The 12,637-nt window shown below is 69.6% G+C and carries 11 protein-coding genes; 6 read left to right on the plus strand and 5 right to left on the minus strand.

Features of this window, described 5'->3' with window-relative positions:
• Window positions 1–20: 20 nt before the first annotated feature.
• Genes D7I47_RS09575 through D7I47_RS09585 form a run of 4 tightly spaced genes read right to left on the minus strand, consistent with a single transcriptional unit; the run spans window position 21 to window position 1,980 of the window.
• A complete protein-coding gene (locus D7I47_RS09575; RefSeq protein ID WP_227000588.1) occupies window positions 21–542 on the minus strand; it encodes a redoxin domain-containing protein in 522 nt (173 codons plus the stop codon).
• A 54-nt stretch (window positions 543–596) separates the two neighbouring features.
• The gene (locus D7I47_RS14765) at window positions 597–734 is read right to left on the minus strand and encodes a hypothetical protein (protein ID WP_157981692.1); all 138 of its coding nucleotides are present in this window, start codon (window positions 732–734) and stop codon (window positions 597–599) included.
• 41 nt (window positions 735–775) lie between these two features.
• Complete coding sequence (locus D7I47_RS09580; protein WP_120762828.1) at window positions 776–1,576, minus strand: CPBP family intramembrane glutamic endopeptidase; 801 nt, start codon at window positions 1,574–1,576, stop codon at window positions 776–778.
• The gene (locus D7I47_RS09585; protein WP_120762829.1) at window positions 1,573–1,980 is read right to left on the minus strand and encodes a thiol-disulfide oxidoreductase DCC family protein; all 408 of its coding nucleotides are present in this window, start codon (window positions 1,978–1,980) and stop codon (window positions 1,573–1,575) included. The genes D7I47_RS09580 and D7I47_RS09585 overlap by 4 nt, the downstream gene beginning before the upstream one ends.
• A 372-nt stretch (window positions 1,981–2,352) precedes the next feature.
• Here D7I47_RS09585 and D7I47_RS09590 point away from each other — a divergent pair, with 372 nt between their 5' ends.
• The 5 genes from D7I47_RS09590 to D7I47_RS09610 all read left to right on the plus strand — a co-directional run bounded on the left by D7I47_RS09590 (window position 2,353) and on the right by D7I47_RS09610 (window position 9,492).
• Window positions 2,353–3,858 carry a peptide ABC transporter substrate-binding protein gene (locus tag D7I47_RS09590; protein ID WP_319592660.1) on the plus strand — a complete coding sequence of 502 codons (1,506 nt, stop codon included), beginning with the start codon at window positions 2,353–2,355 and terminating at the stop codon, window positions 3,856–3,858.
• Window positions 3,859–3,940: 82 nt separating this feature from the next.
• Window positions 3,941–4,870, plus strand: coding sequence for an ABC transporter permease (locus tag D7I47_RS09595; protein WP_120762831.1), 930 nt, complete (start codon window positions 3,941–3,943; stop codon window positions 4,868–4,870).
• Window positions 4,860–5,870: an ABC transporter permease gene (locus tag D7I47_RS09600; protein ID WP_120762832.1), complete on the plus strand. Its 1,011-nt coding sequence runs from the start codon at window positions 4,860–4,862 to the stop codon at window positions 5,868–5,870. The genes D7I47_RS09595 and D7I47_RS09600 overlap by 11 nt, the downstream gene beginning before the upstream one ends.
• Window positions 5,867–7,588, plus strand: coding sequence for a dipeptide ABC transporter ATP-binding protein (locus D7I47_RS09605; RefSeq protein WP_120762833.1), 1,722 nt, complete (start codon window positions 5,867–5,869; stop codon window positions 7,586–7,588). Before D7I47_RS09600 ends, D7I47_RS09605 begins: the two co-directional genes overlap by 4 nt.
• 50 nt (window positions 7,589–7,638) lie before the next feature.
• A complete protein-coding gene (locus tag D7I47_RS09610; protein WP_120762834.1) occupies window positions 7,639–9,492 on the plus strand; it encodes an ABC transporter family substrate-binding protein in 1,854 nt (617 codons plus the stop codon).
• Window positions 9,493–9,502: 10 nt separating this feature from the next.
• Here D7I47_RS09610 and D7I47_RS09615 read toward each other — a convergent pair whose 3' ends face one another.
• Window positions 9,503–10,603, minus strand: a complete 1,101-nt coding sequence (locus tag D7I47_RS09615; protein WP_120762835.1) for a hypothetical protein — start codon at window positions 10,601–10,603, stop codon at window positions 9,503–9,505.
• Window positions 10,604–10,698: 95 nt separating this feature from the next.
• On the opposite strand from D7I47_RS09615, the gene typA reads away from it, so the two are divergent.
• Entirely contained in the window at window positions 10,699–12,612 is a 1,914-nt protein-coding gene (gene typA, locus D7I47_RS09620) for a translational GTPase TypA (protein WP_120762836.1), read from the plus strand.
• Window positions 12,613–12,637 lie beyond the last annotated feature (25 nt).

Genomic DNA, 12,637 nt, shown 5'->3' on the forward strand with positions numbered 1-12,637 from the left:
CAGCGTTTGACAGAAGGGGGTTACTCGGGCGGGGCGAGGGCGAAGCGGGTCTGGCCGACCTCGGGCTCGGGGAAGAGCAGCCGCAGCTGCTCGCGGATCGTCTCGGCGCTGCGGTAGGTGAGGCCGAGCATCGCGACGTGCTTCCACCGGATGACGCCCTCGGCGTCGATGATGAACACCGAGCGGCGGATGGCGAGACTGCCGAGCATGACGCCGAACGACTTCGCGGTGGCGACGTCGGCGGCGAGCAGCGGGAAGGTGATGCCCTGCGCGCGGGCGAACTCCTCGTGGCTCTCGACGCCCTGCAGGCTGATGCCCCACACCTCCGCGCCGAGGTTCTCGAAGCCCTTCAGCTGGTCCTGGTAGCTGCACAGCTGCTCGGTGCACACCTTGCTCGCGTCGAGCGGGTAGAACGCGAGCACGATCGGTCGACCCCGGGCGGCGGACAGCCGGTACTCGGCCGCGACGGGCGTGCCGTCCTCGATGCGGATGCCGGGGAGGGTGAAGTCGGGGGCGAGGTCGCCGATGTCGGTGCCGGTCACGATTCTCCAGAATACGTGACGTGTCACCCTTCGCTGACCAGGGTGGGCGCGGCCTCAGGCGGGTGGCGGCGGGAGCTCGAAGCGCACCGCGCCGTCGGGGGGCGGTGGGAGTTCGAACCGCGCGGCATCCGCCGGCGGAGGGGGTAGCTCGGCGGCCGGCGGCGTCATCGCCTCGGCCTCGGGAGAGGTCATGCGCGCGAGTCTAGGGAGGGCTGCACGCGCCGGGGAGTCCCCTATCCGGGGAGTCCGAAGAGGCCCGGCCACCAGGCGGCGGCGAGCGGGTAGCCGACGAAGACCACCGCATCCACGAGGAAGTGCGCCACGAGGAACGGCAGCAGCCGGCCCGTCCGCGCGAACAGGAAGCCGAACAGCAGACCCATGAGCAGGTTGCCCACGAAGGCCCCGGGCCCCTGGTAGAGGTGGTAGCTCGCCCGCAGCACCGAGGTCGCGATGACGATGGGCCAGATGCCCCAGCCGAGCTGCCGCAGGCGCGCGAAGAGGTAGCCGAGCACCACGAACTCCTCCTGCGCCGCGGCACGCACCGCCGACAGCAGCAGCACCGGGACCGTCCACCAGTGATCGCCGAGGCCGCCCGGGTTCACCGCGACGAAGAGCCCGAGGGCACGGCCCCCCGCGTAGAGGCCGAGGCCGGGGATGCCGATCGCCGCGACGAGCCCCGCGCCCCGGGCGATGTCGCGCCCCACCCGGGTGCCGTCGAGCCCGAGCGCGCCGAGCCGCGGGCGCGTGGGAGACCAGAGCAGGTAGCACACGAGCAGCACCGGGGCGAGGGCGAAGGCGATCGACAGCAGTTGGTAGATGAGGTCGAAGAGCTCCCGGTCGCTGCGCGAGGGGTTGAGGGTGGTCGACTGGTCGCCGAGCGCGACCTCGCTCGTCAGGCGGTAGGCGAGCGCGACGACCGCGTAGATCGCCGACTGCCCGAGGCCGAGCGCGAGCACGATGGCGATCTCCCACCAGATGCGCCCGCGCGACGGCGTGGCGCCGGGGGGTGCCGGCGGCGCGACGACCCAGTTCATGCGCGTTCCGCGGGCGGCAGCGCGCAGGCGGGCGTTCCCCCCGGCAGCCGGTGGCGGAAGCGCGCGACGAAGCGGTAGCCGAGCGCGGCGACCCAGGAGAACGGCGGCGTCGCGATGATCCAGCCGGCGAAGCGCCATCCCGGGCCGCGCTGGGCGCGCAGCAGCGCCGAGAAGGCGAGATGGCCGCCGAGGTGCCGCGTGGGGCTGACGTACCAGGCGTAGTGGGTCACGTCGTGCTCGTCGAGCCCGAGCTCCGCGTAGTCGATCCACTGGTACGGCACGGCCTCGGGGAACCGGGGGAGCACGTCGCGCAGCCGGTTCACCCAGGTGGTGCAGAACGCGCAGTCCCCGTCGAACACGAGGAGGGGCCGCTTGGAGGGAGTCGACAAGCGGGGGGAGGTCACATCTCCGATGCTACGCCGGGCGGTCACGCGGGGATGCTGTGCCCCGGATGGCCGCAACGCAGAAAATCGTCAAACGATGCCGGATTGCTGCGCGAATCCGTCATCGATGCAGGATTCGAGCGTGAGGGTTTCCTCCATGTAACGATTCCTCCATCCGGTTTTGTGAGGGGTCCGAGCCGACTTAAGGTTGCACGCATCACCGCCATGCGCGCCACACGCCCGCATGGCGTCCCATTGTGTACAGGAGGAATCGTGCGAATCTCTCGCATCGCAGCAGCAGCCGGAGGCATCGCCATCGCCTCGGCGCTCATCCTCTCCGGATGCGCGTCGGATAACGGCGGCACCGGAGGAGGCTCATCGTCTACGGGCATCGTGAATGTCGCCTGGGGTGAGCCTGAGAACCCGCTGATCCCCGCCAACACCAACGAGGTCAACGGCGGTCAGGTTCTCAACAACATGTTCGCCGGCCTCGTCTACTACAAGGCGGACGGATCCTGGGACTACGACGCCGCGGAGTCGATCGAGTCCGACGACTACATCAACTGGACCATCAAGCTCAAGGCCGACCAGAAGTTCTCCGACGGCACCCCGGTGACCGCCGAGTCGTTCGTCAAGGCCTGGCAGTGGGCCGCGTCGAACCCCGACCTGCTGAACCAGTGGTGGTTCATCGACGCGATCGCGTTCGACGGCGGCACCTATGACGGCGGCGAGGACACCCTCTCGCTCGAGGTGGTCGACGACACGACCTTCACCGCGAAGCTCGCCGCCCCGCGCGCCGACTTCCCGGTCGCGCTCGGCTACACCGTCTTCTTCCCGCTGCCGGACTCGTTCTACGACGACCCGGACGCGTTCGGCAACGCCCCGATCGGCAACGGCCCCTACAAGCTGTCCGAGGACGGCTGGGTGCACGGCGAGAGCCTGAACCTCGTGCCGAACGAGACCTACACCGGTCCCCGCAAGGCGCAGAACGGCGGCCTCAACTTCGTCGTCTACGCGACGCAGGACGCGGCCTACGCCGACCTCCTCTCGGACAACGTCGACATCATCGACACCGTCCCCACGAGCGCCCTCGCGACGTTCAAGGACGAGCTGGGCGACCGTGCCGTCGAGCAGGCGAGCGCGGTGTTCCAGTCGTTCACGATGAACTACAACCTCGCGCACTTCGGTGACGACGAGGAGGGCAAGCTGCGTCGTGCCGCGATCTCGCACGCGATCGACCGCGCGGAGATCACCGAGGTGATCTTCCAGGGCACCCGCACCCCCGCCGAGGAGTTCACCTCGCCCGTCATCGCCGGTTTCGACCCGGATGGCATCGAGGGTTCGGACGTTCTCGAGTACGACCCCGACACGGCGGTCGAGCTCTGGAACCAGGCGAACGCGATCTCGCCGTGGGAGGGCACCTTCCAGCTCGCCTACAACGCGGACGGCGGACACCAGGAGTGGGTCGACGCGACCGTCAACTCGATCAAGAACACGCTCGGCATCGACGCCGTCGGCCTTCCGTACCCGGACTTCAAGGGTCTGCGTACCGAGGTCAACGACCGCACGATCAAGGCCGCGTTCCGCACCGGTTGGCAGTTCGACTTCCCGTCGCAGGCCAACATCCTCGGCGCGCTGTACGTGACCGGTTCCGGCTCGAACGACGCGGACTACTCGAACCCCGAGTTCGACGACCTGTTCCGTCAGGGACTGGCCTCGCCGACCCTCGAGGAGCAGAACAAGCTGTTCAACGAGGCCCAGGGTCTGCTCTTCCAGGACCTGCCGGCCATCCCGCTCTGGTACGGCGCCGTGACCGCCGGCTACTCGACCCTCGTCGAGGACGTCGAGTACGGCTGGGACAGCTGGCCGATCCTCTACCAGGTCACCAAGGCCGAGTAAGCAGCTAGGCACGCACCATGGGGCGGCGTCACCGGCGCCGCCCCATGGTCATGTCCCCCGACACCCCGTAAGTTAGTCACACATGTTCTGGTACATCATCAGGCGCCTGCTGCAGGGCATCCCGGTCTTCTTCGGCTCGACGTTCATCATCTTCGGGATGGTGTTCCTCACCCCGGGCAACCCGGTGCTGCGGATGTTCGGCGACCGCACCCCGGCCCCCGAGCAGATCGCGGCCCTCGAGGCGAAGTTCCACCTCGACCAGCCCTTCCTCACCCGGTACTTCCTGTACCTCGGCGACATCCTGCAGGGCAACCTCGGAACGACCTACGCCGGTCAGTCCGTCAACGAGATCCTCGCGCGCACCTTCCCGACGACCCTCCGCCTCGCCCTCCTGGCCGTGCTCATCCAGCTCGTCATCGGCGTGCTCGCGGGGCTCATCTCGGGGCTCCGCAAGGGCGGCATCTTCGACAACGTCACGCTGCTCGTGACCCTGCTCATCATCTCGATGCCGGTGTTCGTGCTCGCCTTCGTGGCGCAGTGGATCTTCGGCATCCAGCTCGGCCTGTTCCGACCGACGGTCGGAGCGGGAGCCCCATGGAGCGACCTGATACTCCCGGCGATCGTGCTCGCGGGTCTCAACATGGCCTACGTCGTGCGCCTGACGCGCGCCTCCGTCATCGAGACCAGCCAGAACGACTTCGTCCGGATGGCGTACGGCAAGGGCCTCTCGCGCGGTCGCGTCATCCCCGTGCACGTGCTGCGCAACTCGATGATCCCGGTGACCACCAACCTCGCCGCCGACTTCGGCATCCTGATCGTCGGCGCGACCGTGACCGAGGGCATCTTCAACGTGCCCGGCGTCGGCAACGAGCTCTTCAAGGCCATCAACCGCGGTGACACGCCGGAGATCGTGTCGATCGTGACGATCCTCGTCATCGTCTACGTGCTCGTGAACATCGCCATCGACCTCCTGTACGGCGTGCTCGACCCGAGGATCCGCTATGTCAAGTAAGAACCCCGTCCGTACAGCCCCGCACTTCGTCGCCGAGGTCGACGAGGGCGGCCTCGGCGCCGTCGACGCCGTGCGCGTCAGCGACCGCAAGTCGAACCTGTGGCTCGACGCCTGGCGCGACCTGCGCGGCCGCTGGATGTTCTGGGCGTCCGCCGTCGTCATCCTGTTCATCATCTTCGTGGCGCTCTTCCCGGGTGCGTTCACCCAGGTGCCCCCGAACGACAACTGCATCCTCAGCGTGAAGACGCAGGATCAGGCGGATGCGCTCGGAGTCCCGATCGGCACGCGCATCTCGGACCACGGGCCGCTGGCCGGCCACCCGCTCGGCTTCACGAAGCAGGGCTGCGACGTGTTCTCGCGCATCGTGCACGGCACGAGCACCTCGCTCTCGGTCGGCATCATCGTGACCGTGCTCGTCGCCATCATGGGCATCGTGCTCGGCGCCTTCGCCGGTTACTTCGGCGGCTGGCTCGACTCGTTCCTCATGCGCATCGGCGACATCTTCTTCGCGATCCCGTACATCCTCGCGGCGGTCGTGATCATGTCGATGTTCGTGCACGAGCGGAACATCTGGATCATCTCGCTCGCGATCGGATTCTTCGCGTGGCCATCCACGGCCCGCATCCTGAGATCCGAGGTGCTGCGGGTGAAACAGCTCGACTACGTGATGGCGTCCGAGGCGATCGGGCTCTCCAAGTTCCGCACGATGTTCACTCACGTGCTGCCGAACTCGATCGCGCCCGTCATCATCATCTCGACGGTCGGCCTCGCCGGCGCGATCACCGCGGAGGCGACCCTGTCGTTCCTCGGCGTCGGTCTGCCGAACAACATCTACATGTCCTGGGGTAACGACATCTCGGCCGCGCAGACCAGCCTGCGCACCGCGCCGCAGACGCTCATCTACCCGTCGATCGCGCTCTCGGTCACCGTGCTGGGCTTCATCATGCTCGGCGAGACCGTGCGCGACGCGCTCGACCCGAAGGCGAGGGCCACCCGATGAGCGCCGCAGAACCGCTGCTGCGGATCGAAGACCTGAAGGTCTCCTTCAAGACCTCCGACGGCTTCGTGCCGGCGGTGCGCGGGGTGAGCTTCGACGTCTACCCGGGCGAGACCATCGCGATCGTGGGCGAGTCGGGATCCGGCAAGTCGACCACCGCGCACGCCATCATCAACCTGCTGCCCGGCAGCGGCAAGGTGGTGGGCGGCAGGGTGCTCTTCGAGGGCCGCGACCTCGCGCAGCTCGGACGCCGTGAGATGGAGGCCGTGCGCGGCAAGGAGATCGGCCTCGTCCCGCAGGACCCGATGAACAGCCTCAACCCGGTGCACCGCATCGGGTTCCAGGTGGAGGAGACGATCCGCGCCAACGGACTCGCGAGCTCCAAGCGGGAGGTGCGCAAGCGCGCCATCGAGGTGCTCAAGGAGGCGGGGCTCGCCGACGCCGATCAGCGGCTGCGGCAGTTCCCGCACGAGTTCTCCGGCGGCATGCGCCAGCGCGTGCTCATCGGAATCGGGCTCTCGTCGCATCCGAAGCTGCTGATCGCCGACGAGCCGACGAGCGCGCTCGACGTGACGGTGCAGAAGAAGATCCTCGACCACCTCGAGTCGCTCACGACCGAGCGCAACACCGCGCTCATCTTCATCACCCACGACCTGGGTCTCGCCGCCGAGCGCGCCGAGCACCTCGTGGTGATGCACCGTGGGCTCATCGTGGAGTCGGGCCCGGCCGTCGAGATCCTGCAGAATCCGCGCCACCCCTACACCCAGCGTCTCGTGGCCGCGGCTCCGAGCCTCGCCTCCAAGCGCATCCAGGCCGCCGTCGACACGGGCGCCTCGCTCGACTCGGCGGAGGTGGAGGGGGCTCCGGCCTCGCTGGATCTGGCGACGGTGGCCGAGCGCAGCGGGGCGTCGGTGCCCTCGGATGCGCCCCCCGTGATCGAGTTCCGCGACGTCACGAAGGTGTTCAAGATCCGCACGGGCGGGCCGCGCTCGGTCGCGTTCACCGCGGTCGACCAGGTGTCGTTCCAGGTGCCGAAGGGCTCCACCATGGCGCTCGTCGGCGAGTCGGGCTCGGGCAAGTCGACCGCGGCGAAGCTCCTGCTGCGCCTGGAGGACAAGACCTCGGGCACGATCCTCGTGAACGGCACCGACGTCGACACGCTCGATCGCCCCCAGCTGCTGGCGCTGCGCGGCAAGATGCAGCCGGTGTTCCAGGATCCGTACGGTTCGCTCGACCCGCTGCACAACATCGGCAACACGATCGCCGAGCCGCTGCGGGTGCACAAGGTGGGCGACGCGGCATCCCGCAAGGCGCGCGTGCTCGAGGTGCTCGACCAGGTGGCGCTGCCCACCACGGTGCTCACCCGATACCCGAACGAGCTCTCGGGCGGCCAGCGGCAGCGTGTCGCGATCGCCCGTGCCCTCGCGCTCAAGCCCGAGATCGTGGTGCTCGACGAGGCTGTCTCGGCGCTCGACGTGCTCGTGCAGGCGCAGGTGCTCAACCTGCTCGCCGAGCTGCAGTCGGAGCTGGGGCTCACCTACCTGTTCATCACCCACGACCTCGCGGTCGTGCGCGTGATCGCGGACTACGTGAGCGTCATGGAGCGCGGTCGCATCGTCGAGCAGGCGAGCGTCGACGAGGTGTTCGGCAACCCGCAGCAGCAGTACACGCGCGACCTGCTCGCGGCCATCCCGGGCGCGGACATCCCGCTCGCGGGCTGAGCCGTCCGGGGCGGGCGTGTCGCGAGACCCGCTCGCCTAGGGTGGATGCGGTGAAGCACTCGAGGATCGCGGTGATGGCGGCCGTCGCCGTCGTCGCCGCGATCCCGCTCGCGGGTTGCACCGAGTCCGACCGGGTCGTGCACGGCTCGAGCGTCACGGTGGCGGTGAGCGGCACGCTCACCTCGCTCAACGCGAACAGCTCCTACGGGCGCGCATCCGCGCTCGACGCCGACGTCGCCTACCTCACGGGCAGCTCCTTCGCCTACGTCGACGGCTCGTATCAGCTCATCGAGGACACGAGCTTCGGCACCGCCGAGATCACGGCGGAGGACCCGCTCACGGTGCGCTACACGATCGCCGACGGCGTGAACTGGTCCGATGGGGTGCCGGTCACCCCCGCGGACCTGCTGCTCGCGTGGGCGGCGAACTCGGGGGCGCTCGACTCACCGGATGTCGACGTCGAGCAGTACGTCGATCCGGAGACGGGCCGGCTCGGCGAGCTGCCGGAGGGCACCGTGTACTTCGACGGGGCCGTCGGCCGGGGCCTCGAGCTCGCCACCCAGACGCCGCAGCTCGGCGACGACGGCCGCAGCCTGTTCGTGCACTACGACACCTTCACCCCGGGCTGGCGCACGGCGCTCGCGCCGGGGCTGCCGGCGCACATCGTCGCCTCGCGCGCCCTCGGGATGCCGCTGCGGGCCGACGACGCCGCCGAGACGGCCGACCCCGACGGCACCCTCGCGGGCACCGCGGTCGCGGCGCTGAGCACGGCGATCACGGACGCCGACGCCGACGCGCTCACCCCGATCGCCGACGTCTGGAACAGCGGCTTCGACCTCACCGGCACCGCCCCCGACCCCGAGCTGCTCGTGGCGAGCGGCCCCTACCGGGTGTCGGAGGTCGGCGACGGCCGCGTCACGCTCACCGTGAACCCCGCCTACCGCGGCTCGCGCGCCCCGACGATCGAGACGATCGTGCTCGAGACCGTCGAGGACCCGGCCGAGCTCGTGCGCCGGGTGCGCGACGGCGAGGTCGACATCGCCACCCCCGCGCCCGACGCGCAGCTCGCGGCCGAGCTCTCCGGCATCCCGGGGGTGAGCGTCGCGGCCGGCTCCGAGAGCACCTTCGAGCACCTCGACCTGCAGTTCGCCGACTCGAAGTCGGGGCTGTTCTCCGACGTCCGCGTGCGCGAGGCCTTCCTGCACGTCGTGCCGCGGCAGCAGATCCTCGAGGAGCTCGTCACGCCCGTGCAGGCGGATGCGAGCCTGCTCGACTCCTTCGTGCTGCGTCCGGGCGCCCCCGGCTACGAGGACGCGGTGGCCGACAACGGCTCCGACGCATACCGCACCACCGACGTCGACGCCGCGCGCGAGCTGCTCGCCGAGGCGGGGGTCCCGTCCCCCGAGGTGTGCATCCTGTTCGACCCGGCCGACGCCCGACGCGTCGCGACCTTCGAGCTCATCCAGGCCTCGGCCTCCCGCGCCGGCTTCCGCGTCACCGACTGCTCCCGCGGCGACTGGAGCTCGCTGCTCGGCGTCGCAGGCGCCTACGACGCGGCGCTCTTCGCCTGGGACACCACGCGTCTCGGTCCGGGCGCCGTCGCGGCCGTCTTCCGCAGCGACTCCACGATCGCGAACCTCAACCACTTCGCCGACCCCGAGGCGGACGCCCTCGTCGACACCGTCACCGGCACCGACGACCAGGATGCGCAGGTGGCCGCGCTCACCGAGCTCGACGGCATCCTGTGGAAGGCGGCCTACGGCGTGCCGCTCTACGCGCATCCGACGCTGACCGTCGTCTCGGATCGCGTGGAAGGGGTCACGCGCTCGCCGCTCGCGCGCGGGGTGCTGTGGGATGCGTGGGCCTGGACCCCCGCGACGGCGACCGAACCCCCGGAGGGCTGAGTTCCGCTCGTCAGAACAGCGCGCCGCCGAGAAGGGCGAGGGTCGGGGCGGCGATGAGCCAGACGACGCCGACGATCGCGATGCGGGTCGTCGGCGCGATGCGCGTCCGCACCCGGCGGCCCGGCTCCGCCACGAGGTTCGCCGCACGATCGCCGACGCGCTCGTCCCGGTAGTTGCCAGCCTGCTTCGCGAGTTCCGCACCGGTGCGCTCGACGATCAGGAACGCGCGACGGATGTCCTCCTCGAAGACGGCGCCCGGCTGGGCGGACGGGGGAAACCAGAAGAACACCCAGTCGTCGATGACCTCCGCGCCCCACTGCGCCGCGGCGGCGTCGTCGATCATCGCGGCCATGACATCCGGTGTGAACAGGTAGAGGGCGTCGCGCTCGTAGCCGGGCGGGCACAGCAGCACGAAGGCGCGATCGAACTCGAGGCCCATCGAGTAGGCGGTGCGGAGATCGAGGTTCGAGCCGGAGAGCTCGTCGTGCCGGAGGAGGGCGATGTTCGGGAGCCGCCGCCCGAGCGGTACCGCCACGAAGAGGCCGTCGTCCCGTGTCACGGGTCTCGGACCATCCCGGTCGAGATCGTGGTCGGCCGACTTCGGGGCGAGAAACGACCGGTTGCCGAGTACGAAAGGAGGCCAGCTGGATCCGGGTGCCGGCTCGAGCCGCATCGAGATCCGCTGCTCCGCCTGCTCGAACCCGGCGGGTGCCGGAAGTTCGGCGCCCGTGCTGGTCCGGCCGAACACCATGTCGTTGGCGGCGGCGAACTCGGGCAGCTCCGGACCGACCGGTATCAGCAGTCGGCCATGGCGACGGTTCCACGCCCGGAAGGCGAGCACCACCGCGACCAGCACCGCGATCGACAGCGCCGCCACCGCGACCCCGTACACCGTGCGAGCCGGGCTCGCCAGGAGGACGCCCGAGAAGAACGGGAGCAGCAGCAGGGTCGAGCCGGATCCGAGGGCGAGCGCGACGAGCACGGTCTCCACCCACGGGGGCATACGTCGCGTGAGGCGTCGCACCGGCTTCGCCCAGGCGGGCGGATGCTGCAGCGGGGTGAAGTCGAGGTCCGCGAAGGCGCGGAGGCGGTCGTCGGAGCGCTCTGTCACGGCGCCACTGTACCGAGGCGGGTAGGATGGTGAGGTTGCGGCCCGTCGTCGACGCCGCTCTCCGACTTCCCTCTCATCCACTCCGAGGTTCCCGCATGCCCATCGCCCACCGTTCCGACCTGCGGAACGTCGCCATCGTCGCCCACGTCGACCACGGCAAGACGACGCTCGTCGACGCCATGCTCCGTCAGACCGGCTCCTTCGGCTCGCACGAGCACGTCGAGGAGCGGGCCATGGACTCGAACGACCTCGAGCGCGAGAAGGGCATCACGATCCTCGCCAAGAACACGGCGATCACCTACTCGGGGCTCCACGCGACCGACGGCCCCGTCACCATCAACGTCATCGACACCCCCGGACACGCCGACTTCGGCGGCGAGGTCGAGCGCGGTCTGTCGATGGTCGACGGCGTCGTGCTGCTCGTCGACGCCTCCGAGGGGCCGCTGCCGCAGACCCGCTTCGTGCTGCGCAAGGCGCTCGAGGCGAAGCTGCCCGTCATCCTCGCCGTCAACAAGACCGACCGTCCGGATGCGCGCATCGAGGAGGTCGTCGAGGAGAGCCACGACCTGCTGCTCGGCCTCGCGAGCGACCTGCACGACGACATGCCCGACCTCGACGTCGACTCCCTGCTCGAACTGCCCGTCATCTACGCCTCCGGCCGCAACGGCGCAGCCTCCTGGAACCAGCCGGCCGACGGCGAGCTGCCCGACAACGACGACCTCGAGCCGCTCTTCGACGCGATCCTCAAGCACGTCCCCGCGCCGACGTACGACGACGAGGCCCCCCTGCAGGCCTGGGTCACCAACCTCGACTCCTCGCCGTTCCTCGGTCGCATCGCGCTGCTGCGCGTCTTCGCCGGCCAGATCAAGAAGGGCCAGACGGTCGCCTGGGTGCGCAACGACGGCACCCACTCGAACGTGCGCATCACCGAACTCCTGAAGACCCGTGCCCTCGACCGCTACCCCGCCGAGGAGGCCCACGCGGGCGACATCGTCGCCGTCGCCGGCATCGAGGACATCACGATCGGCGAGACGATCGCCGACCCCGACGACATCCGCCCGCTGCCCGCCATCGAGGTCGACGAGCCCGCCATCTCGATGACCATCGGCACCAACACCAGCCCCATCGTCGGCAAGGTGAAGGGGCACAAGCTCACCGCCCGCATGGTGAAGGACCGCCTCGACCGCGAGCTCATCGGCAACGTGTCGATCCGCGTCGTCGACATCGGCCGCCCGGACGCGTGGGAGGTGCAGGGCCGCGGCGAGCTCGCGCTCGCGATCCTCGTCGAGAACATGCGCCGCGAGGGCTTCGAGCTCACCGTCGGCAAGCCGCAGGTGGTCACCCGCCAGGTCGACGGCAAGGTGCACGAGCCCTTCGAGCACCTCACGATCGACGCGCCCGAGGAGCACCTCGGCGCCATCACCCAGCTGCTCGCCGCCCGCAAGGGCCGCATGGAGGGCATGACCAACCACGGCACCGGCTGGGTGCGCATGGAGTTCATCGTGCCCTCGCGCGGTCTCATCGGCTTCCGCACCGAGTTCCTCACCATCACCCGCGGCACCGGCATCGCGAACGCCCTCTCGCACGGCTACGAGCCGTGGGCGGGCACCATCACCACCCGCGTCAACGGCTCGATCGTCGCCGACCGCGCGGGCGTCGTCACCCCGAACGCGATCGTCGCCCTGCAGGAGCGGATGTCGTTCTTCGTGAAGCCGACGCAGGAGGTCTACGAGGGCATGGTGATCGGCGAGAACTCGCGCGCCGACGACATGGATGTGAACATCACCAAGGAGAAGCAGCTCACCAACATCCGCTCCTCCACCTCCGACAACTTCGAGAAGATGACGCCCTCGCGCGAGCTCACCCTCGAGGAGTGCCTCGAGTTCGCCCGCGAGGACGAGTGCGTCGAGGTGACGCCCGAGATCGTGCGCATCCGCAAGGTCGTGCTCGACCAGACCGAGCGCGCCCGCACCGCCTCGCGCCTCAAGCGCCAGAACGCGAACGCCTGACCACGTCAACCTCCGAGGGGGTGCG

This window comes from Protaetiibacter intestinalis (assembly GCF_003627075.1).
Taxonomy (GTDB): Bacteria; Actinomycetota; Actinomycetes; order Actinomycetales; family Microbacteriaceae; genus Homoserinibacter; species Homoserinibacter intestinalis.